We start from the raw sequence: 22,474 nt of genomic DNA on the forward strand, positions 1-22,474 counted from the left end.
GCCGGACGTCCTCCCGGCCAGTTTGTGCGCTATTTTACCAGAAGGCTTACTTCCATTCATCGTCAACCCTGAGCGTCAGCACACGCTCATCGCGCAGCTGGCGAAACCAGGATGCCGATTTCTTTGCCCGCCGTGCGCGATGGTTTTCAAGGTCGATCTCAATAAGCCCGTAGCGGTTTTTAAACGCGTTCATCGGGGAGACGTTGTCGGTGAAGGCCCACAGCATATAGCCGTGGCAGTTAGCCCCCGCCTCCCGCGCCAGCAGCGTGTAATAAAGATGTTCGCTGAGAAACGCAATGCGGTATGCGTCATCGATAATGCCGTCGCGATTGCGAAACTGCGCTTCGTTCTCCACGCCCATCCCGCTTTCCGCCACAAACCATTCAATGTTGCGATAGTCGTTTTTAATCCGCATCGCCATGTCGTAAATAATGCGCGGGAGGATCTCCCAGCCGCGGGAGGTGTTCATCCTCCGCCCCGGCAGCTCGAACGGCTCGTAGTAGTACGCCGGGTGGAACGGCGTCTCCGGGTGCCAGGCGCGGGACGGGGCTTTGACGCGATGCGGGTAATAGAGGTTAATGCCCAGCTCGTCGACGGTGTTGTCGGCAATCAGCGCCAGCTCGTCAGCCGTGTAATCCCACTGCACCTGATGCTGCGCCAGCAGGGTAAAAAGCGCCTGCGGATAGCGCCCGTGCACCAGCGGGTCAAGAAAGACGCGGTTATAGAACAGATCGTACATCTCTGCCGCCCGCACGTCATGCGGCGCGCGCGAGCGCGGGTAGGTCACCTCCGGGTTGAGAATACAACCCACCGTGCCGTCATACCCTTTCTCGCGAAACAGCTTCACCACTTTCGCCGTCGCCAGCACCTTATGGTGGTTCCACTGCATCCAGGTGCTGGTGTTCTGCTCATAGGGCCAGCGCAGCGCGTCGAGGTAGACGCGCGTCTGGACCACAATCGGCTCGTTGAAGGTAAACCAGCGGGTGACTTTGCCGTGAAAGCGCTCAAACACCTTTTCCGCATAGCGAACGAACAGCTCGACGACGTGCTTCGACGCCCAGCCGCCGTAGGTCTCCAGCAGCACGCCCGGCAATTCGTAGTGTTCCAGGCAGATCATCGGCTCAATGCCCTGACGGTGCATTTCATCGAACAGCGCGTCGTAATAAGCGGCGTACTCTTCATCTACGGTGGCGTTTTCATAGTCGGTCAAAAAGCGCGACCAGTTGATCGAGGTGCGATAGTGGGTCAGTCCCGCCTGCTTCATCAGCGCCACGTCTTCGCGAAAGCGATTGATAAAGTCGGTTGCCACCGCCGGGCCGTAGCCGTTGTGCCAGACGTGACGATCGTTCTTGTACCAGAGATCGATCCACGAATCCTGCCCCGACTTTTTGCCGCTCCAGCCCTCGGTCTGCCAGGCCGATGCCGCCGCGCCCAGCATAAAATCTGGCGGTATGGTTATCTGTTTTATGCTCATCCTGTCCTCATGCGTTATCGGTGGCTTGTTGCAGTGCGGCCTGATCTGCGCGGCGTGAGGCAATTTTCACAAACGGCAGATAGATAATCACCGCGGTCACGATGCAGATAAACTGGGTGATCACCGCCCCCATGGAGCCCGCGGTTGACAGCCAGGCGTTGATCAGCGGCGGCGTGGTCCAGGGCACCATCACCACGGCTTTCCCGGCAAATCCGGTCACGGTGGCAAAGTAGCCAATCGAGCCCGTCACCAGCGGCGTGATGATGAACGGGATAGCCAGGATCGGGTTGAGCATGACTGGCATCCCGAAGATCACCGGCTCGTTGATGTTAAAAATACCCGGGCCGATGGAGAGCTTAGCGATCTCCTTCATCTCTTTACGTTTGGTGGCAATCATGACGGCTATCAGCAGGCCGATGGTCAGGCCGGAGCCGCCGATGCTCATATAGACGTCCCAGAACGGCATGGTGATGATGTTTGGCACCTCTTTGCCCTGCTCGAACGCGCTCATGTTGACAGTGATCGCCCCCAGCAGCAGCGGCTCGCGGATCGGCTTGATCATCTGGTTGCCGTGAATACCAATCACCCAGAACAGCTGGGCGACAAACATCAGCAGCAGGATCCCCGGCAGGCTTTGCACCACGCGCTCCAGCGGCTGTTGCACCACCTGGTAAACCGCGTCGTAGAGATACATTCCGGTAACCCGATGAAACACGAAGCCAAAGGTGGCGATGGCGGTGGTGGTGATAATGGCCGGGATCAGCGCAGAGAACGACGCGGCGACGTTCGGCGGCACCGTGTCTGGCATCCTGATTTTCAGCCCCTTGCGGTTTTCCAGCCAGCAGTAAATCTCCACTGACAGGATGGCGATAAACATGCCGAGGAACAGGCTGCGGGTATCCGAGAACTGGCGCAGCAGCACATCTTTCACCACGTGCATCTCGCCGTCCACCAGCATTTCCACCGTGGTCGGCGTCACGCAGATAAAGCAGATCACCGCCAGCAGGCCGGGGAACAGGGACTTAATGCCGTTAATACGCCCCAGCTCAATGCCGATTAAAAACACCGCGCCGATGTTGAGAAAGTTGAGCGTGGCATAGTTCAGCGCGCTGGTGATCGGCTTTAACGCCGCCAGAAACGACAGCGACTGAAAGCTCGCCAGGCCGTTTTTCGGATCCAGCACCATATTGGAGATCAGTACCGAGAACGCCCCCACAATGATGACCGGCATTAAGGTAATAAACGCAGACTTGATCGCCTGGATATAGCGATAGCTGTTGAAGGTGGTGGCAAAACTGCCCAGAGCGTCGATCAGTTTTTCCTGAAATGCCATAGGGTAATACCTCAGTAAAAGGGCTTTTATTGAATAAGATGGACAGCCGGATACTATTGGTATGCCAAAAATAGCGTCCACAGGCGCTTTGTTCTGTGATTAAGCTCTCAATGAGGTAAGAGGTATTCCAGATTGCGATTTATCACCATTTTGGCATGCCAATGACAGGCATTTATCCCGCGGGCGAGGATCGTTACCGAAAAGCGTGATCGTTATGGGGTTTTGCCCTTCCCACGTCGCTTATGCGCCGGATGGTCTGTGTTAAACTGCAAACCATTACGTGGAAACAGGAATTTCGAATGGCAACAATGCTGGATGTCTCACTGCGTGCGGGCGTGTCGAAGGCCACCGTTTCGCGCGTGCTGAACGGCACAGGTCAGGTTAAAGAGAGCACGCGTCAGCAGGTATTTCGCGCGATGGAGGAGCTGGGCTATCGTCCGAACTTTCTCGCGCGTTCGCTGGCTAACCAGACCAGCAACAGCATTGGTCTGGTCGTCTCGACGTTCGACGGTTTTTACTTTGGTCGTTTGCTACAGCAGGCGTCACGGCAGACCGAAAAGCACGGAAAACAGCTGATTGTTACCGACGGTCACGACGCCCCTGAGCAGGAAGAACAGGCGGTCCAGATGCTCGCCGATCGCAAGTGCGACGCCATCGTGCTGTATACGCGTTACATGAGCGAAAAGACGATCCTGAAGCTGATCAACAGCGTGCAGACGCCGCTGGTGATCATTAACCGTGAAGTGAGCCAGGCGGCGGATCGCTGCGTCTTCTTTGAACAGCAGGACGCAGCCTTCAAAGCGGTGGATTACCTGATAAGCCAGGGCCACCGGGAGATCGCCTGTATCACCGTCCCGATCCACACGCCAACGGGTAAAGCGCGACTGATGGGCTACCGTAAGGCGCTGGAGAAGCACGGTATTCGTCTCGACGAGCGGCGGATTAAATACGGCGATGCAGGCATGACGCGGGGTTACGAGCTGTGCAAGGAGCTGATTGCGGAAAAGACATCGTTCAGCGCCCTGTTTGCCTGTAACGATGATATGGCCCTGGGCGCCTCCAAAGCATTACACCAGGCCGGGCTGAAGATCCCGCAGGATATTTCGCTGTTTGGTTTTGACGATGCCCCCAGCGCAAAGTGGCTGGAGCCTGCCCTGTCGTCGGTGTATCTGCCGATCGACAACATGATCGTCACGGCGATCGACCAGGCGATCCGGCTGGCAAAAAACCAGCCGGTTGAAGCGATCCCGCCGTTCACCGGCACGCTGGTGTTACGCGATTCGGTGACAACAGGGCCCTGGTTTAATCAGACCAGCTCTAACGCCAGCAGCTCCTGAATGGTCTGGCGACGGCGAATCAGCCGCGCCACGCCGTTATCAAACAGTACTTCCGGCAGCAGCGGGCGGCTATTGTAGTTGGAAGACATAGACGCCCCGTACGCACCGGTATCATGCAGCACCAGATAATCTCCCGGTTTTACCTCTGGCAGCGAACGGGTTTCGACTTTCCCGCCTTCCTGCTGAGTAAAGACGTCACCGGATTCACACAGCGGGCCGGCAACAACGGTCTCGATGCGCGGGGCGTTAACCAGATCGCGGCCATCGGCGGCAAGTGCGGTGATGTGATGATAGCTGCCGTACATGGACGGGCGCATCAGATCGTTGAAGCCAGCATCAATCAGCACAAAGTGACGGCTTCCCATCTCCTTCACGCTCCGCACCTGCGCCACCAGCACGCCGGCCTCGGCAACCAGGAAACGACCCGGCTCAATCTCCAGCTTCACCGCATGGCCCAGATGGGCGGCGATGCTGTCACGCGCGGCGCTCCACAGGCCGTAATAGTGATCCGTGTCGATCGCCTCTTCCCCTTCGCGGTAAGGAATCGAAAGCCCTCCCCCGGCGGAGATCGCCTCCAGATCCTGACCAAAATCGATAACCTGACGCACCATGGCGCCACAGACCTGCTCAAGATGGCCGTAATCCACGCCGGACCCGATATGCATGTGAATGCCCACCAGCTTGAGGTTGTAGCGTTGTAAAACCTCCAGCGCCGCAGGCATATCGGCATACCAGATCCCGTGCTTGCTGTTTTCGCCCCCGGTGTTGGTTTTCTGACTGTGACCGTGACCAAAGCCCGGGTTGATGCGCAGCCAGACGCGATGGCCAGGAGAGACCTGCCCAAGCTGTTCCAGCATATCCACCGAACCGGCATTGACCGGGATTTGCAGCTCATGCACGCGCGCCAGCGTGGCGTCGTCTATCAGGTCAGCGGTAAAGACGATCGCGTCGCTGTCGGCTTTCGGATCAAACCCGGCCGCCAGTGCACGTTCGATCTCACCCAGCGATACGGAGTCAACCTTCACGCCCTGCTCGCGCATCAGGCGCAGAATATGAATATTGGAGCAGGCCTTCTGCGCAAAACGCACCACGTCAAACTGATGCAGCGCGGCGATCTTCTCGCGGACAATCTGTGCATCGTAGACCCACACCGGACAGCCGAATTCGGCAGGCAGGCGCAGCAGGTTATCGGCGTTTAAATCGGTCTCAGTCTGGTTGAGTGGGCGTGGCATGGTCGTCTCCGGAAATCTGTTTTTTATCATTACGCCATAGCCTGAAGAGAATAAAAAATATCGTTTTATCTTGAGTCTATGCAAAAATGATATGGACTACGCTCAGCCATCAGGTGCCCTATGCCCGCCGTTAACATACGCCATATCGAGATTTTTCATGCGGTAATGACCACCGGCAATCTCACTGAAGCCGCGCACATGCTGCACACCTCGCAGCCGACGGTCAGCCGCGAGCTGGCGCGTTTTGAGAAAGTGCTGGGGCTGAAGCTGTTTGAACGCACCCGCGGCAGGCTGCATCCAACGGTGCAGGGTTTACGTCTGTTTGAGGAGGTTCAGCGCTCCTGGTACGGGCTGGACAGGATCGTGAGCGCGGCAGAGAGCCTGAGGGAGTTCCGCCAGGGCGAGCTGTCCATCGTCTGCCTGCCGGTCTTTTCCCAGTCATTCCTGCCGGTACTGTTACAGCCGTTTCTGGCCCGCTATCCGGAGGTCAGCCTGACCATCGTGCCGCAGGAGTCGCCGCTGCTGGAGGAGTGGCTTTCGGCCCAGCGCCACGATCTGGGTCTGACCGAAACCCTCGTCACGCCAGCGGGAACGGAACGCACGGAGCTGCTGTCGCTGGATGAGGTCTGCGTGCTACCTGCCAGCCACCCGCTTGCCCACAAAGCGGAGCTGACGCCGGCGGATTTTCACGGTGAGAACTATATCAGCCTGTCGCAGACCGACAGCTACCGGCAGCTTCTGGATGGCCTGTTTGCCGAACATCAGGTGAAGCGGCGGATGGTAATGGAAACGCACAGTGCGGCGTCAATTTGCGCGATGGTGCGCGCGGGCGTGGGTATTTCGGTGGTGAACCCGCTCACGGCCATGGACTACGCCAGCAGCGGCGTGGTTCTGCGCCGTTTTAGCGTTTCCGTTCCCTTTACCGTGAGCCTGATCCGCCCGCTGCACCGGCCCGCCTCAGCGCTGGTTGATGCGTTTAGTGAACACCTGATTGCGCACGCGCGTCAGGTGGCGCTTCGCTTACCTGACCTGCAAAAACCACTATGACAGCATAAACTCCACCGCATCCGCGGCATGGATGGCGGCGGTATCGAAGACCGTTATCGGGCTTTGGTCTGCCGGCACCAGCAGGCCAATTTCGGTACAGCCGAAGATGACCCCTTCCGCCCCCTGCTGCGCCAGTTTCTCAATCACGCTGACATACCATGCGCGCGACGTTTCGCTGAAGGTGCCCAGACACAGCTCATCAAAAATAATCTGGTTAATGCGCGCCCGGTCGGCCTCTTCGGGGATCAGGCTTTCAATCCCGAACTGGCTGTTCAGCCGCCCGCGGTAAAAATCCTGCTCCATGGTGTAGCGCGTCCCCAGCAGCGCCACGCGCGTCATGCCGGCGGCACGTATGGCACGCCCGGTGGCATCCGCGATATGTAAGAACGGCAGCGAACAGCGGTCTTCAATGTGCGACGCCACCTTATGCATGGTGTTGGTACACAGCAGAATACCCTGCGCGCCCGCACGCTCCAGCCCGAGCGCGGCGTCCGCCAGCATCTGCCCGGCTTTGTCCCACTCCCCGCTCGACTGGCAGGCTTCTATTTCATGGAAATCCACGCTGTGCAGCAGCAGGCTGGCCGAATGCAGACCGCCCAGACGCTGTTTGACACCTTCATTAATCAGGCGGTAGTACGGGATCGTTGATTCCCAGCTCATGCCCCCTAACAGACCGATCGTTTTCATCTTTCCTCCTGTGCGTTTCACCCAGTGAAGCAAACTTGTGATCGCCTTTCCAGTTATTTGGCTAAACGTTTCCTTTTCGCCGCGGGTGAGATAAATTAATTGAAACAATGTTTCATTACATAACAGGGCGAAAATATGTTTATTTTCCATAAAGAGACCACGCTTGAGGATCTGGGCAACGGCGTGACGCGTCGTATTCTGGCGCACGACGGCAGGATGATGGCGGTGGAAGTGAATTTCGAGCAAGGCGCGATTGGCCCGATGCATAACCACCCGCATGAGCAGCTCACCTACGTTCTCTCGGGGGAGTTTGAGTTCACCATCGGCGAGGAGAAGCATGTGGTGATGGCGGGCGACACCCTTTATAAAGCGCCGCACGTGATGCACGGCTGCGTTTGCCTGAAACCCGGCACCCTGCTGGATACCTTTACGCCGGTTCGCGAAGATTTCCTGAAATAAAAAAAGGCGCTCAGTTGAGCGCCTTTTTTGAAGTTATTCCGTAACCGGCTCAGGAAGTTGTTCCGGCAGCGGGTTGCGGGTGCTCATTGCCTCGCGCAGCAGCACGCTGCCACAGGCGAACAGTCCACCCAGAATACACGCCAGCAGCACGATCAGGGCTTTGCCCGGGCCATCTTTTTTCACCGGCATAGAAGGTGAAAGCTGGTATTTGAACGGCTCCAGGCTCACATCTTCGAAGGAAAGTTTTTGCAGCTGTGCCAGATAGTATTCGCGGTTCTGGAAATCGGCGTTCAGCTCAGAAACATCCTTCAGATTTTTTTCAATCTGCAATTTCTGCGCAATCCCGTCCGCACCGAGGGCGACGGAATAATCCGGATCGTCTTTCACCGCCTGTCCATTGCTGTAGACCGGCTTTTTGATCCCTGCCGCGTTCGCCACTTCCAGCGAGTAGTTCAGGCGTTGCAGGTTGGTATTATGGATATTTGTCAGACGGACCCGATCCAGCTCCAGCTGCTGCTGAACCGTTTTGGTTCTCAGGATCAGCTGATCGCGAATGTTTTGCATGGTCTCCTGCTCGACGATGCGGGAGATGTACTGAATGTAACCATTCAACACTTTCTGCGCGTCCTCTGCCGTTGGGGCAGTGAAGCTTAACGTCCAGGAGAGGTACGGTGCTTTATCAGCGTTTTTTTCCTGCGTGTTATCAACAGCCTTCATCTTTTCGGCAATATTGACCACCGCGCGGTGCAGCTCCAGCGGGTCAACCTGAGCGCCATCGAGCTGAGCCATCACGTAAGGTGAGCTCTTCATGTACTCTTCAAGCAGAGACTGGGACTGAAACTTTTTGATAAACAGATTAAACACATCCGCACGGGTAATTTTCACGTCGACATCAAGCACCTGGAGCGCCACCATCATCTGGCGCAGCGAACTCCACTGCGTCTGTTCCGCGGGCGTAATGACCGCTTTACTGGTCCATTTTTGCGGTATCAGAAAAGCGATTGCCAGGCCGACCAGTGCAAATGCAAAGACAATGGTGATGATGCGTTTTTTTGCTGCCAGCAGGACGTCCAGCAGACCCAGAAGATCTATTTCTTTAGCGCTGACCGCCGGGGGAGCATAGTGAGGAAAATTGAGATCCGTATGTTTTTTGAAATCCATCGCTGACATAACTGTTCTTCTTTTAAGGATGCAGTGAAATTCTGCCTGACTGGTTCCGGTGTAACAAATCATACAAGAATGTAAGAATTATCTGAATGACGAATTGGTACATCTGTAGACCTGCTATCAGATCTGGTAGTTAGCCACGCTGCGTGACTATTGTTATTCCTGCTCCCCTTTTGCTTCATTATCTCTTCCTCATGGGCCGCGGCGAACGTCCATGGAAAGTCAAAAATGCCACCTCCCTCACTATATTGAAACAGCGTTTCGACGCCGATCACATTTCCACCATTAAGCGAATGACGCAGAAATAAATCGCAATAATATAAAATAAAACGATGTTTTAGCATCCAAGAACACCGGTTCAGCTCTTTTGAAACCAGAAGCGCTTACAGCATGAAGAAAGACAAAAAAGCGTTAAAAAACAAACGTAGGTTTTGCCGTTGCCAGACGTTGCACCCTGAATTTCAGCTCCCATGCCGCGCATCGCAGGCCCGGGAAAATGTAACAAAGCAGATTTCGTATTAAACCATTGATTGCCAGGTAGGTATGTATGAATGAAAACAAGCTGCTGGGGCTCGCATGGATATCACCCTATATCATCGGGCTGATAATCTTTACGGCATTCCCCTTCGTCTCATCGTTTTTCCTCAGCTTTACGGATTACGATTTGATGAGTCCGCCGGTGTTTAACGGCATCGAAAACTATCGCTACATGTTTACCGAAGACACGCTCTTCTGGAAATCCATGGGCGTGACCTTTGCCTATGTATTTTTAACCATCCCGTTAAAGCTCGCCTTTGCATTAGGAATTGCCTTTGTCCTGAACTTTAAATTACGCGGCATCGGCTTTTTCCGAACGGCCTACTATATTCCGTCGATCCTCGGCAGCTCCGTCGCCATTGCCGTACTGTGGCGCGCCTTATTTGCCATTGATGGTCTGCTGAACAGCTTTATCGGTGTATTTGGCTTTGATCCGGTGAACTGGCTGGGCGAGCCGTCGCTGGCGCTGATGTCCGTTACCCTGCTGCGCGTCTGGCAGTTCGGTTCCGCGATGGTCATCTTCCTGGCCGCGCTGCAAAACGTACCGCAGTCCCAGTATGAAGCGGCAATGATCGATGGCGCATCGAAATGGCAGATGTTCATGAAGGTGACCGTGCCGCTGATTACGCCGGTGATCTTCTTCAACTTCATCATGCAGACCACGCAGGCGTTCCAGGAATTTACCGGGCCGTACGTCATTACCGGCGGCGGGCCAACCTATTCGACCTATCTGTTCTCGCTCTACATCTACGACACCGCGTTCAAGTATTTCGATATGGGCTATGGCGCGGCGCTGGCGTGGATCCTGTTCCTGGTGGTGGCCGTCTTCGCCGGTATCGCCTTTAAGTCGTCGAAATACTGGGTGTTCTACTCCGCCGATAAAGGAGGCAAAAATGGCTGATATTCAACAACTCTCCACGGCAAGAAGCGTCGCCGAACGCGAAGTGGCCCGCACGCTGCGCAGAGAGAAAATCAACGCCTCCGTTCGCTATGTGATCCTGCTGGTTGTCGGCCTGCTGATGCTTTACCCGCTGGTGTGGATGTTCTCCGCGTCGTTCAAACCGAACCACGAGATCTTCACCACACTGAGCCTGTGGCCAGCCCACGCCACCTGGGATGGTTTCGTGAACGGCTGGAAAACCGGGACCGAGTACAACTTCGGCCATTACATGCTGAATACCTTTAAGTATGTGATCCCGAAAGTGATCCTGACCATTATCTCCTCCACCATCGTGGCGTACGGCTTTGCCCGCTTCGAGATCCCGTGGAAGAAGTTCTGGTTCGCCACGCTCATCACCACCATGCTGCTGCCCAGCACCGTGCTGCTGATCCCGCAGTACCTCATGTTCCGTGAAATGGGCATGCTCAACAGCTATATGCCGCTGTACCTGCCGCTGGCCTTCGCCACTCAGGGGTTCTTCGTCTTCATGCTGATCCAGTTCCTGCGCGGCGTCCCGCGTGACATGGAAGAGGCGGCGCAGATTGACGGCTGTAACTCCTTCCAGGTGCTGTGGTACGTGGTGGTACCGATCCTGAAACCGGCCATTATCTCCGTCGCCCTGTTCCAGTTCATGTGGTCCATGAACGACTTTATCGGGCCGCTGATTTACGTCTACAGCGTGGATAAATACCCCATCGCACTGGCGCTGAAAATGTCCATCGACGTCACCGAAGGCGCGCCGTGGAACGAAATTCTGGCAATGGCGAGCATCTCCATTCTGCCATCCATCATTGTCTTCTTCCTGGCACAGCGCTACTTCGTACAGGGCGTCACCAGCAGCGGAATTAAAGGTTAAGAGGGAAATACCATGGCTGAAGTTATTTTCAACAAGCTGGAAAAGGTCTACTCCAACGGCTTTAAAGCGGTACACGCTATCGATCTTAAAATTGCTGAAGGGGAATTCATGGTGATCGTCGGCCCATCCGGCTGCGCCAAATCCACGACCCTGCGCATGCTGGCGGGGCTGGAAACCATCAGCGGCGGCGAGGTGCGCATCGGCGACAAGATCGTGAACAACCTCGCGCCGAAGGAGCGCGGTATTGCAATGGTGTTCCAGAACTACGCCCTCTATCCGCACATGACGGTGCGCGAGAATCTGGCCTTTGGTCTCAAGCTGAGCAAACTGCCGAAAGATCAGATTGAGTCTCAGGTGAATGAAGCCGCCAAAATTCTTGAGCTGGAAGAGCTGCTCGACCGCCTGCCGCGCCAGCTTTCCGGCGGCCAGGCGCAGCGCGTGGCGGTAGGCCGTGCGATTGTGAAAAAACCGGATGTGTTCCTGTTCGATGAGCCGCTTTCAAACCTCGACGCCAAACTGCGCGCTTCGATGCGTATCCGTATTTCTGACCTGCACAAGCAGCTGAAGAAGTCGGGTAAACCAGCAACTACCGTTTACGTGACCCACGACCAGACCGAAGCGATGACCATGGGTGACCGCATCTGCGTGATGAAGCTCGGCCATATCATGCAAGTGGATACGCCGGACAACCTCTACCACAAGCCGAAGAACATGTTCGTGGCGGGCTTTATCGGCGCGCCGGAGATGAATATACGCAAAAGCGTGCTGGTCGAAAAAGCGGGCCAGCTGCACATCGCCATTGGCGATGAAACCATGCCGCTGAACGCGGAGAAGCAGGAGAAAGTCGCGGCTTACGCGGGTCAGGAGATCTTCTACGGCGTGCGCCCGGAATTTGTATCGCTCTCTGATGAGCCCTTCCCGGACGGCGGCTGTAGCGGGGAGATGGTGCGCGTTGAGAACATGGGCCACGAATTCTTTGTGTACCTGAAGGTCGCGGACTACGAACTGACCGCCCGAATCCCGTCCGATGAGGCTAAGCCAATGATTGATAAGGGGCTTCATCGTAAGGTGTATTTCACGTTTGAGATGAACAAGTGTCATATTTTTGACGCAAAAACTGAACAGAACCTCTCTCTCTGATGGAGTGATAAAAATGAAAAAAGTGCTTTTAAGCGCAGCAATCTCCGCGACCCTCGGCCTTACCGCTTTGCCATCGATGGCGCAGAATGTGGATTTACGGATGTCCTGGTGGGGCGGCAACGGCCGTCACCAGGTCACCCTGAAAGCGCTGGAAGAGTTCCATAAGCAGAACCCGGACATCAACGTGAAAGCGGAATACACCGGCTGGGACGGTCACCTTTCCCGTCTGACCACCCAGATTGCGGGCGGCACCGAGCCGGACGTAATGCAGACGAACTGGAACTGGCTGCCGATCTTCTCCAAAACCGGTGATGGCTTCTACGATCTGAACAAGATGAAGGACGTGATCGACCTGTCGCAGTTCGATCCCAAAGAGCTACAAACCACCACCGTGAACGGCAAGCTGAACGGCATTCCGATCTCGGTGACGGCGCGCGTGTTCTACTTCAATGACGAAACCTGGAAAAAAGCGGGTATTGCGTACCCGAAAACCTGGGACGAGCTGATGGCGGCCGGTAAAACCTTCGAGGGCAAGCTCGGCAAGCAATACTACCCGGTGATCCTGGAGCACCAGGATACGCTGGCGCTGCTGAATTCGTACATGATCCAGAAGTACAACATTCCTGCGGTGGATGAGAAAACCAAAAAGTTCAGCTACACAAAGGAACAGTGGGTGGAGTTTTTCCAGACCTACAAAAAGCTGATCGACAGCCACGTCATGCCGGACACCAAATACTATGCCTCGTTCGGTAAGAGCAACATGTATGAGATGAAGCCGTGGATCCAGGGTGAATGGGGCGGCACCTACATGTGGAACTCCACCATCAACAAATATTCCGACAACCTGAAGCCACCGGCGAAACTGGAGCTCGGCAGCTACCCAATGCTGCCGGGAGCCACCGACGCGGGTCTGTTCTTCAAACCGGCGCAGATGCTGTCGATTGGTAAGACAACCAAAAACCCGGAAGCGGCAGCGAAGCTGATTAACTTCCTGCTCAACAGCAAAGAAGGGGTTGATACGCTGGGTCTTGAGCGCGGCGTGCCGTTGAGCAAAGTGGCGGTGCAGTATCTGACCGAAGACGGCACCATTAAAGAGGACGATCCATCCGTGGCGGGCCTGCGCCTGGCGCAGTCGCTGCCGGCGAAACTCACCGTCTCGCCATACTTTGACGACCCACAGATTGTGGCGCAGTTCGGTACTTCTTTGCAGTATATCGACTACGGGCAGAAAACCGTGGAAGAGACGGCCGCTGACTTCCAGCGTCAGGCGGAGCGTATTTTGAGACGTGCGATGCGGTAAACACAAAGCCGGGTGGCGCTTCGCTTACCCGGCCTACAGGCTATCGTAGGCCCGGTAAGCGAAGCGCCACCGGGCAATGACATTACACGCCGATATTACGTAGTTTCTCCCCTCTCATCAGCTTGCGTTCAATATGCTCCAGGGTCACGCCTTTGGTTTCCGGAATCAGCCAGAAGGTCACGCCGATAAACGCCACGTTCAGCACCGTATAGAGCCAGAAGGTGCCTGCCGCGCCAATCGCATCCAGCAGCGTCAGGAAGGTCGCGCCAATGATCATGTTCGACACCCAGTTGGTGGTGGTGGAACAGGTGATACCAAAGTCACGGCATTTCAGCGGCTGAATTTCAGAGCACAGGATCCACACCACCGGCGCGGCGCTCATCGCGTAACCGGCGATGCACATCATGGTCATGCCGACGGAGAGCCAGGAGAGGCCGCTGGACGCCGTGCCGTTATCGAACTGCATCAGGCAGTAGCCGAGTATTAAGGTGCCGAGCGCCATCACGCTAAAGCCAATTTTCAGGGCCGGTTTACGTCCGGCCTTATCAACGGTGAACACCGCGATAAAGGTGGCGAACATAAAGGTCAGCCCTACCACCAGCGTGGCGATCATCTGCTGTTCGGTGGTGGTAAAACCGGCCATTTTAAAGATGCGTGGGGCGTAATACATGATGATGTTCATCCCCGTGAACTGCTGCATCGCCTGTAACAGCATGCCGAGGAACACCGCGCGGCGCACGTTGCGGTTTGCCTTAAACAGCGACCAGCCGCCCTGCTTCAGCTTCAGGCTCTCGCGGATTTCGTTCAGCTCTTCACGCGCTTTTTCAGACGTGTCGCGCAGCATGCGCAGCACCTCTTCCGCCTCCACGTGACGCCCTTTTTGCGCCAGCCAGCGCGGGCTGTTCGGCAGGAAAATGACTAACACAATCAGCAGCACCGCAGGCAGCGCCAACACGCCAAGCATTGCCCGCCAGTTGCCGCTGTAGCTGAAGTATGTATCCGACAGGAACGCCAGCACGATACCGAGCGTCACCATCAGCTGGTACATGCTGATCATCTTCCCGCGCACGTTTTCACTCGCCATTTCGGAGAGGTAAAGCGGCGCGGTGTAGGACGCGATACCCACCGCCACGCCCAGCAGCACGCGGGAGAGCAGCAGCACTTCAACGTTGGTTGCAAACGCTGAACCAAGAGAGCCGGCAACAAACAGGATCGCCCCGACCATCAGGCTGTATTTGCGCCCGAGACGGAACGACAGCCAGCCGTTAAAGAGCGCGCCGATGGCCGCGCCGAGCATCATGCTGCTCACCACCCACTCTTGCAGGCGGTTGCTTAACGTAAAGTGGTCGGTAATAAAGGGCAGTGCGCCAGCGATAACGCCGATATCCAGACCAAACAGTAAACCGGCTACGGCGGCCGCAACAGAAACAAACTGGTTCATGCGTCGGGTATCGCGCAGCGCAGCGGGCATAAGGGTAGAGTCATTTACAGATGTCATAGTTTCCTGCCTCAACAGCGAAATTCGTTAAGTGAAATTACGAGATACCGGAAGAAAGTGTCAGGCCGGAACTGGTGAAGATATGGATTATTTCGCTACGACATACCGATCTGTGATGGACATTACAATTTCAAATCAGGGTGGTTTAACCTTATTTTTTATTAATTAGTTAATATTTAAGCAATAAATGTGTGACACCCGTCATTCATTCCTTTTCAGTATGGATTTTTCATCTTTAAGGATATGGATAAAGCCAATTTTGGCGCAAAAAAAACCTCCACCCGAGGGCAGAGGTTCTTTATTCGGGGTGAATTATCGTGCCAGCCAGCCGCCGTCAACGGCAACGGTGTAGCCGTTAATATAATCCGAAGCCGGGGACGCCAGGAACACAACCGGGCCCATCAGATCGCTCGGCAGACCCCAGCGACCCGCTGGAATACGCTCCAGGATTGCCGCGCTGCGCTCTTCATCCGCACGCAGCTGCTGGGTATTGTTGGTGGCCATGTAGCCCGGCGCAATCGCGTTGACGTTGATGTTGTGCTGCGCCCACTCGTTCGCCAGCAGACGGGTCACGCCCATCACGGCACTCTTCGATGCGGTGTAAGACGGCACGCGGATGCCGCCCTGGAAAGAGAGCATGGAGGCAATATTGATGATCTTGCCCCCTTTCCCCTGGGCGATGAAGTGCTTCGCAGCCGCCTGGGACATAAAGAACACGCTCTTGATGTTCAGATTCATCACGTCGTCCCAGTCCGTTTCGCTGAAGTTAATCGCGTCTTCACGACGGATCAGGCCGGCGTTGTTGACCAGAATATCGATATGCCCAAACTCCGCCACCGCGCGATCCAGCAGCTCAGGGATCGCATCGATTTTGCGCAGGTCCGCGGTCAGGCTCAGGAAACGGCGGCCCAGTGCGGTAACGCGCTCGATGGTTTCCGTTGGCTCAACGATGTTAATCCCGACGATATCGCAGCCCGCTTCAGCCAGACCTAACGCCATACCCTGCCCCAGCCCGGTGTCACAACCGGAAACCACAGCCACTTTACCTTGCAGAGAAAATGCATCCAGAATCATGTTTATTCCTTAATCGTTCAGCGCCTGTCAGCAACAGGCAGATATATACTTAACTGCCTGCGACTAGCGCAGATCCTTAACAGCGACGTGGTCCATGTCATCGAAGACCTGGTTTTCACCGACCATACCCCAGATAAAGGTATAGGCTTTCGTTCCCACGCCAGAGTGGATGGACCAGCTCGGCGAAATGACCGCCTGCTCGTTGTGCATAACGATATGGCGCGTCTCCTGCGGCTGTCCCATCATGTGGAACACGCAGGCGTCTTCATCCATGTTGAAATAGAAGTAGACCTCCATGCGGCGCTCGTGGGTATGGCACGGCATGGTGTTCCACAGGTTGCCCGGCGCAAGTTCGGTCAGCCCCATGCTGAGCTGACAGGTTTCCAGCACATCCGGAACAAAGTATTTGTTGATGGTGCGACGGTTGCTGGTGAGGTTATCGCCAAGGGTCACCGGGGCAACATCCGCTGGCGTGACTTTTTTGGTAGGGTAAGTCGTATGAGCCGGGGCGCAGTTGTAGTAAAACTTCGCCGGTTTGCTGCCATCAATGCTGGCGAACACCACTTCTTTCGCCCCTTTGCCGACGTACAGCGCGTCGCGGTGACCAATTTCGTAGCACTGGCCATCGACGGTAATGGTGCCCGGCCCGCCGATGTTAATCACGCCCAGTTCACGGCGTTCGAGGAAGTAGCTCACGCCCAGCTGTTTGCCCACTTCACCGCCCACGGAGACGGTTTTCGCTACCGGCATAATCCCGCCCACAATAATGCGGTCAATATGGCTGTAGACCATGGTGTACTTGTCGGCTTCGAACACTTGCTCAACTAAAAACTCACTGCGCAGCCCCTGAGTATCCAGCGTTTTAGCGTGCGCACTGTGGATGCTTTGTCTGACGTCCACGTAAACCTCCAGAATTGATCGTGCCCGAAGGCAAAGATAAATAACGAAACAACGTTCCGTTTTCGTGATGAACACATATTATCCCCTGACCACGGGGTTTTCAATTGCATTTAAAACAACGTTTCATTTTTTCTGCTTGTTTATGCCAGAAATGGTGTTTCGATCACGATAAATCTTTAAGACCCTCAATCTGGTTAATGAAACTGAGAAAGTGCGCTGTCAGTCACACATAATGAAACAACGTTTTGATAATTTAACACCCAGTTTTCAACCTACATTACGCGTTCAAAGGAGTGCATTATGGCTAAAGGTATGCGGGTCAAGCTGAACTACGAGGTCAGCCGCGATCCGGATACAGGCGTGGAAGTCACCCGCCTGACCCCACCGGAAGTAACCTGTCATCGCAACTACTTTTACCAGAAGTGCTTCTTTAACGATGGCAGCCACCTGCTGTTCGCCGGGGAGTTCGACGGTCACTGGAACTATTACCTGTTGGATCTGAAAAAAGCCGAAGCGGTACAGTTGACCGAAGGCGCGGGCGATAACACCTTTGGCGGTTTTCTCTCTCCGGACGATAAATCCCTCTACTATGTGAAGAACGATCGCACCCTGCTGGAGGTGGATTTACAGACGCTGGCAGAGCGCGAAGTGTACCGCGTTCCGGAAGAGTGGGTCGGCTACGGCACCTGGGTCGCGAACAGCGACTGCACCAAACTGGTGGGTATTGAGATTGCCAGACGCGACTGGACGCCACTCAACGACTGGAAAATTTTCCACGACTTCTTCCACAAAGGGCCGCACTGCCGCCTGCTGCGCGTTGATCTGAAAACGGGTGAAAGCACCACCATTCATGACGAGAAGATCTGGCTGGGACATCCGATTTATCGCCCGTTCGATGACAATACCGTGGCCTTCTGTCATGAAGGGCCGCACGACCTGGTCGACGCCCGCATGTGGCTGGTGAACGAAGATGGCAGCAACGTGCGGAAAGTGAAAACGCACGCGGAAGGTGAAAGCTGTACACATGAATTTTGGGTGCCGGACGGGTCCGCGCTGATCTACGTTTCTTACCTGAAAGGTCAGCAAGGGCGCACCATCTCCCGCTTCAACCCGGACACCGGCGTGAATGAAGCGGTAATGAACATGCCCGCCTGTTCGCATCTGATGAGCAACGTCGACGGCACCCTGCTGGTTGGCGACGGCTCCGGTACGCCTGTCGATGTGAAAGACACCGGCGGCTACACCATTGATAACGATCCTTATCTGTATGCCTTTGACGTGGCGAAGAAAGCCTGTTACCGCATCGCCCGTCATGACACCTCATGGGCTACGGTGGCGAACAGCCGCCAGGTAACCCACCCGCATCCGTCCTTCACGCCGGACGAAAAAGCGGTGCTGTACAGTTCCGATAAAGACGGCAAACCGGCCCTCTATATCGCGAAACTCCCTGAGCAACCTGAAATGTTGCATGTCTGATTTGAGTTAGTGTTTCTGTAACTGGCCTTGCCCTCCGATTCGGAGGGCTTTTTTTTAGGTGATTGCGCGGCGCTTTTTGCCGGGTGGCGCTTCGCTTACCCGGCCTACGAAACGACGGATTGGAAGGAAGGTGTAGGTCGGATAAGAAGGTGTAGGCCGGGTAAGCGTTAGCGCCACCCGGCGGTTTTAGCGAAGAAGATAAATTATCAGAAGGCGTACGCCACGCCTAAACGGAAACGGGTCTGGCGTTCGTCCGTGTCTTTAACCCCCACGTTGCCCACCTCCACATACGGCGCCCAGTTTTTATCCCATTTGTAGGCCAGCTTGGCGTTATATTCGTTGGAATAATCTTTATTGTTATTTCGGGCCACGCCTTCAGAACTTTTCGCGTAAACATAGTTCAGCTCGGTACGCCAGTCACCTAATACCCAACCGACCCACGCATCGCCACGGTTAACTTTATCATCGTCCTTATTTGAGCTTGACGGGTAGCGGGTATATTCGTAACGGTAACGCGCAGCCACGTAGAAGCCATTATCGAAACTATATTGCACATGCAGATTCGGTTTATAAATGGTGCGACTGTCTGTGCTTTCAATCGTAAACGCAGGGGTCAGGGCGATATTGTCTGTCGCTTTCCAGCGCCAGCTAATCTGATCTTCGTGACCGTTCCCCACTACATCCGCGAATGGCTGATCTGCCTTGTCCCCGCCTGATTTCCACTTCGCCTCGACTGAAAAACCAAAGCCATTATCAAAGCGGTGCGAGACGGCAACACGGTCGGCATTCGAGCCGCTGTCAATATATTCGTGACGCAGATCGACGGTAACGGCGCTAGCCGCAAAAGAGGCACTAATAAGGGAAGCAAGGAGCAGAGATTTCTTAAACATGAAAAAACCCTCAATTAAAATAACGTTTCGTTTTTATGAAACTTGAGTTTATTTTTTATGCATCGTTATTTTAGTGACAAGGATCGAAATTATTTGTTTCATTTTTTTTGGCAAAGATTGACGTGAACCCCATCAACAAAAAAAGGGTATTAACCGTAAATTTCAGGCGTGAGATCACATTAAGCACTTCACAAAGCCAATAATTAACCGCGCAATAATTATTGCGGGCTTCAGAAAGAACGCATAAGTGTTAAAAAAGGATTCTGCGGACACAAAAAAACCTCCCGTGGGAGGTTTTCTGTGCGCAGAGGGAGAAATTACCGTTCGATAGCCAGGGCCACCCCCTGCCCCCCGCCAATACAGAGCGTTGCGATCCCTTTTCGGGCGTTACGCTTTTTCATTTCGTGGACCAGCGACACCAGAATGCGGCAGCCGGAGGCGCCAATGGGATGGCCCAGCGCGATGGCTCCGCCGTTGACGTTGACCCGCAGCGGATCCCATTCCAGCATTTTCCCGACCGAGATCGCCTGTGCAGCAAAAGCTTCGTTGACCTCAATCAGATCCACATCGTTCAGCTCCCAGCCCGCCCGCTCCAGGCAGCGGCGCGTGGCATAGACCGGGGCGATCCCCATTAACGCGGGATCAACGCCCACGCTGGCAAACGCTTTGATCCGCGCCAGCACCGGCAGCGCCAGCTCCTGGGCTTTGCTTTCACTCATCATCATCACCGCCGCCGCACCGTCGTTAATGGATGAGGCGTTGCCTGCCGTTACGGAACCGAGCGTTTCAAAGGCCGGATCGAGTTTTGCCAGCCCTTCTGCGCTGGCATCGGTGCGCGGCTGCTCGTCGGTATCGACGATGAGCGCTTCACCGTTCTGGCGCTGGGTACTGACCGGGACAATTTCATCGCGAAAACGCCCGGAGTCGATCGCTGCACGCGCTTTTTGCTGTGAGCTGAGGGCATATGCATCCTGAAGCTCGCGGCTGATACCGTATTCCCGCGCCAGGTTTTCCGCCGTTACGCCCATATGGTAGTCGTTGAAGGCGTCCCACAGCCCGTCGTGAACCAGGCTGTCAAGCAGCTGGCTGTTTCCGAGCTGCGCGCCGGTCCGGCTGTCGGTCAGGACATGCGGGGCACGGCTCATATTCTCCTGCCCGCCGGCAATGACCACATCCGCTTCACCACACTGGATGGCCTGCGTTGCAAGATGGAGCGCTTTCAAACCTGAACCACAGACGTCGTTAATGGTAATTGCCGAAACGGTATTAGGCAGGCCGCCCTTCAGCGCCGCCTGGCGCGCAGGGTTTTGTCCCGCGCCAGCGGTCAGCACCTGGCCCAGGATCACCTCATCAATTTCATGTGCGGCAACCCCGCTGCGTTCCACCAGCGCTCTTACCACCACGCTGCCAAGATCAACCGCAGAGTGACGCGCAAGCGCTCCCTGAAAACAGCCGATAGCTGTACGTAACGCACCCACTATAACGACATCTTTCATCACGACCTCTGTGCAAAATGACATGACGATAGTAGAGGATTGTTATCAACAATTGACGCAAATGTTTAAAATTAGTGAGTTTAGTCACAGGATTATCGTGCGTCCTGTAAGTACTGGCGCAGCCAGCTTCCGGCGACGCCGGGCGGGGTTCGTTTGTTCCATACCAGATCGATGGCAATCGACCTCGGCCAGCCCGGCACGTTCAGCTGCACCAGCGATTTCGACGCGGCAAATTCGTCGACCAGCGCGCAGGGTAACGCGCACCAGCCAAAGCCCTGTACCGCCATGCTCAGCAGTAACAGGTAATTCGGCGCAGACCAGACCGGCCCGCGCGAAAGGGGCGCTTCCCGTTCAAGATAGGTGCTCAGCCGCAGCTCGCGCCAGCCATGCAGCTCGTCCGCCTGCGTCTCATGTTGCCCTGCCAGAGGATGTCCGGCAGAAACGTAGATGGCCATCCGCGTCTGCATAGGCAGACGGGTCGCGCCAATATCGGTCGGGTAGCTGTCGCGCGCTTCCGTCAGGCCAATTTGCGCCCGCTCCTTTTGCAGCAGATCGATCACGTCCTCCTCTTCTCCAATCAGGCACTCAAATTCCGTGTGCGGAAAACGCTGGTCGAACTGGCTCATCATCTCTTCCAGCACGGCCGGGTTAAGCGTATCGGAGAGAACAAAGGTAAAACGCGCCTCCGTTTGCGCGGTTAACGATACGGCCAGCTCATCCAGGCGCGCGCTGGCGGCGAGTATCGACTGGACATAGCCCAGCACCTGTTCACCCTGGGCGGTTAATACCGGGTGACGCGCCGAGCGATCGAACAGCTCAAAGCCAAGGTCAGCTTCAAGGTTGGCAATGGAGGTGCTGATGGTGGACTGGCTTTTACGCAGCCGCCGTGCCGCAGCAGAAAACGAACCTGCGGCGACAGTTTCAACAAACGCGGTCAGTGCTTCGGGAGAGTAACGCATGATGTATCTACTTTATCGATGGATACCATCTTTTATATATCACCTTAAACGATAAGAATAGGCGGCATCAACGCCCATACTGGCGTCTATATGAGGTAAATATGCAATATCAGGATGCACTCCAACGTAAATTGCCGGAGCGGATCTTCCATGCCGTCTGTTTTGAAGGCATTGCTACGGCGATCCTCGCCCCGACGGCCGCGTGGCTAATGCAGCGCTCGGTGGTTGAAATGGGGGGGCTCACCATTATTCTGGCGACCACGGCAATGCTCTGGAACATTATCTATAACTTTGGCTTCGACCGTTTCTGGCCCGTCCAGCGGGTGAAGCGCACGGCGAAAGTGCGCGCCCTGCATGCCCTGGGTTTTGAATGCGGCTTTATTGTGATTGGCGTAACCATCGTTGCCGCCGTGCTGGGCGTGACGCTGCTCCAGGCTTTTACCCTGGAAATTGGTTTCTTTCTGTTCTTCCTGCCGTACACCATGCTCTACAACTGGGCGTACGACACCCTGCGGGAGAAAATCATCAAGCGCCGCCAGCAACGACGCGCCCTGGCAAGCGAATAACCTTCCGGCCGGAGACCTGCTCCGGCCCACCCCCTGCGAAGCAACGGCGACCTCAACGCATAATTATGGTAAATTGCACTCCTTTTTGTTCGTTTTATAGTTGATA

The 22,474-nt window shown here is 55.3% G+C and carries 20 protein-coding genes; 9 read left to right on the forward strand and 11 right to left on the reverse strand.

Annotated features, from left to right (window positions below):
- Window positions 1-46: 46 nt before the first annotated feature.
- Together FZF21_RS17595 and FZF21_RS17600 are read right to left on the reverse strand one after the other, a co-directional pair.
- Window positions 47-1,474, reverse strand: coding sequence for a glycoside hydrolase family 1 protein (locus FZF21_RS17595; RefSeq protein WP_047738357.1), 1,428 nt, complete (start codon window positions 1,472-1,474; stop codon window positions 47-49).
- A 7-nt stretch (window positions 1,475-1,481) separates the two neighbouring features.
- Window positions 1,482-2,807, reverse strand: coding sequence for a PTS transporter subunit EIIC (locus FZF21_RS17600; RefSeq protein ID WP_032649375.1), 1,326 nt, complete (start codon window positions 2,805-2,807; stop codon window positions 1,482-1,484).
- 299 nt (window positions 2,808-3,106) lie between these two features.
- Here FZF21_RS17600 and FZF21_RS17605 point away from each other — a divergent pair, with 299 nt between their 5' ends.
- Window positions 3,107-4,144, forward strand: a complete 1,038-nt coding sequence (locus tag FZF21_RS17605; RefSeq protein WP_003862814.1) for a LacI family DNA-binding transcriptional regulator — start codon at window positions 3,107-3,109, stop codon at window positions 4,142-4,144.
- Here FZF21_RS17605 and lysA read toward each other — a convergent pair.
- Window positions 4,114-5,376 carry a diaminopimelate decarboxylase gene (gene lysA, locus FZF21_RS17610; RefSeq protein WP_017692727.1) on the reverse strand — a complete coding sequence of 421 codons (1,263 nt, stop codon included), beginning with the start codon at window positions 5,374-5,376 and terminating at the stop codon, window positions 4,114-4,116. The two genes, FZF21_RS17605 and lysA, sit on opposite strands and share 31 nt — an antisense overlap.
- A 120-nt stretch (window positions 5,377-5,496) precedes the next feature.
- Here lysA and FZF21_RS17615 point away from each other — a divergent pair, with 120 nt between their 5' ends.
- Entirely contained in the window at window positions 5,497-6,423 is a 927-nt protein-coding gene (locus FZF21_RS17615) for a LysR family transcriptional regulator (protein ID WP_149121193.1), read from the forward strand.
- On the opposite strand, the gene FZF21_RS17620 is transcribed toward FZF21_RS17615, so the two are convergent.
- Window positions 6,418-7,110: an aspartate/glutamate racemase gene (locus tag FZF21_RS17620; RefSeq protein WP_015571762.1), complete on the reverse strand. Its 693-nt coding sequence runs from the start codon at window positions 7,108-7,110 to the stop codon at window positions 6,418-6,420. The genes FZF21_RS17615 and FZF21_RS17620 overlap by 6 nt on opposite strands.
- A gap of 135 nt (window positions 7,111-7,245) precedes the next feature.
- On the opposite strand from FZF21_RS17620, the gene FZF21_RS17625 reads away from it, so the two are divergent.
- A complete protein-coding gene (locus FZF21_RS17625) occupies window positions 7,246-7,569 on the forward strand; it encodes a cupin domain-containing protein (RefSeq protein WP_015571763.1) in 324 nt (107 codons plus the stop codon).
- Between the two features lie 33 nt (window positions 7,570-7,602).
- On the opposite strand, the gene wzz(fepE) is transcribed toward FZF21_RS17625, so the two are convergent.
- Complete coding sequence (gene wzz(fepE) / locus FZF21_RS17630; protein WP_017382859.1) at window positions 7,603-8,739, reverse strand: LPS O-antigen length regulator Wzz(fepE); 1,137 nt, start codon at window positions 8,737-8,739, stop codon at window positions 7,603-7,605.
- A 544-nt stretch (window positions 8,740-9,283) separates the two neighbouring features.
- Between wzz(fepE) and FZF21_RS17635 the strand changes: the two genes are divergently transcribed.
- The 4 genes from FZF21_RS17635 to FZF21_RS17650 are packed head-to-tail and all read left to right on the forward strand — an operon-like array spanning window position 9,284 to window position 13,509.
- Window positions 9,284-10,174, forward strand: a complete 891-nt coding sequence (locus tag FZF21_RS17635) for a sugar ABC transporter permease (protein WP_023304356.1) — start codon at window positions 9,284-9,286, stop codon at window positions 10,172-10,174.
- Window positions 10,167-11,069 (forward strand): carbohydrate ABC transporter permease, encoded by a 903-nt coding sequence (locus FZF21_RS17640; RefSeq protein ID WP_017692724.1) that lies wholly within the window; start codon window positions 10,167-10,169, stop codon window positions 11,067-11,069. Before FZF21_RS17635 ends, FZF21_RS17640 begins: the two co-directional genes overlap by 8 nt.
- A 12-nt stretch (window positions 11,070-11,081) precedes the next feature.
- Complete coding sequence (locus FZF21_RS17645; RefSeq protein WP_017382861.1) at window positions 11,082-12,209, forward strand: ABC transporter ATP-binding protein; 1,128 nt, start codon at window positions 11,082-11,084, stop codon at window positions 12,207-12,209.
- 13 nt (window positions 12,210-12,222) lie between these two features.
- On the forward strand, window positions 12,223-13,509 hold the full coding sequence (locus tag FZF21_RS17650; protein WP_047738355.1) for an ABC transporter substrate-binding protein: 1,287 nt from the start codon (window positions 12,223-12,225) through the stop codon (window positions 13,507-13,509).
- Window positions 13,510-13,591: 82 nt separating this feature from the next.
- On the opposite strand, the gene FZF21_RS17655 is transcribed toward FZF21_RS17650, so the two are convergent.
- The 3 genes from FZF21_RS17655 to kduI all read right to left on the reverse strand — a co-directional run bounded on the left by FZF21_RS17655 (window position 13,592) and on the right by kduI (window position 16,981).
- The gene (locus FZF21_RS17655; RefSeq protein ID WP_023304357.1) at window positions 13,592-15,007 is read right to left on the reverse strand and encodes a sugar porter family MFS transporter; all 1,416 of its coding nucleotides are present in this window, start codon (window positions 15,005-15,007) and stop codon (window positions 13,592-13,594) included.
- Window positions 15,008-15,319: 312 nt separating this feature from the next.
- On the reverse strand, window positions 15,320-16,081 hold the full coding sequence (gene kduD, locus FZF21_RS17660; RefSeq protein ID WP_003862835.1) for a 2-dehydro-3-deoxy-D-gluconate 5-dehydrogenase KduD: 762 nt from the start codon (window positions 16,079-16,081) through the stop codon (window positions 15,320-15,322).
- Window positions 16,082-16,144: 63 nt separating this feature from the next.
- Entirely contained in the window at window positions 16,145-16,981 is an 837-nt protein-coding gene (kduI, locus tag FZF21_RS17665; RefSeq protein WP_017382863.1) for a 5-dehydro-4-deoxy-D-glucuronate isomerase, read from the reverse strand.
- Window positions 16,982-17,281: 300 nt separating this feature from the next.
- On the opposite strand from kduI, the gene FZF21_RS17670 reads away from it, so the two are divergent.
- Complete coding sequence (locus tag FZF21_RS17670) at window positions 17,282-18,457, forward strand: oligogalacturonate lyase family protein (protein ID WP_032649393.1); 1,176 nt, start codon at window positions 17,282-17,284, stop codon at window positions 18,455-18,457.
- A 206-nt stretch (window positions 18,458-18,663) separates the two neighbouring features.
- Here the strand turns inward: FZF21_RS17670 and FZF21_RS17675 are convergent, their stop codons facing one another.
- From FZF21_RS17675 to FZF21_RS17685, 3 genes are all read right to left on the reverse strand, one after another.
- Entirely contained in the window at window positions 18,664-19,347 is a 684-nt protein-coding gene (locus tag FZF21_RS17675) for an oligogalacturonate-specific porin KdgM family protein (protein ID WP_045344637.1), read from the reverse strand.
- 317 nt (window positions 19,348-19,664) lie between these two features.
- Window positions 19,665-20,843 (reverse strand): acetyl-CoA C-acetyltransferase, encoded by a 1,179-nt coding sequence (locus tag FZF21_RS17680; RefSeq protein WP_017692722.1) that lies wholly within the window; start codon window positions 20,841-20,843, stop codon window positions 19,665-19,667.
- Between the two features lie 92 nt (window positions 20,844-20,935).
- On the reverse strand, window positions 20,936-21,802 hold the full coding sequence (locus FZF21_RS17685; RefSeq protein WP_015571771.1) for a LysR family transcriptional regulator: 867 nt from the start codon (window positions 21,800-21,802) through the stop codon (window positions 20,936-20,938).
- Window positions 21,803-21,903: 101 nt separating this feature from the next.
- Between FZF21_RS17685 and FZF21_RS17690 the strand changes: the two genes are divergently transcribed.
- Entirely contained in the window at window positions 21,904-22,368 is a 465-nt protein-coding gene (locus tag FZF21_RS17690) for a multidrug/biocide efflux PACE transporter (protein ID WP_017382868.1), read from the forward strand.
- Window positions 22,369-22,474: the final 106 nt, after the last annotated feature.

The organism is Enterobacter sp. LU1 (assembly GCF_008271405.2).
Classification (GTDB): Bacteria; Pseudomonadota; Gammaproteobacteria; order Enterobacterales; family Enterobacteriaceae; genus Enterobacter; species Enterobacter hormaechei_C.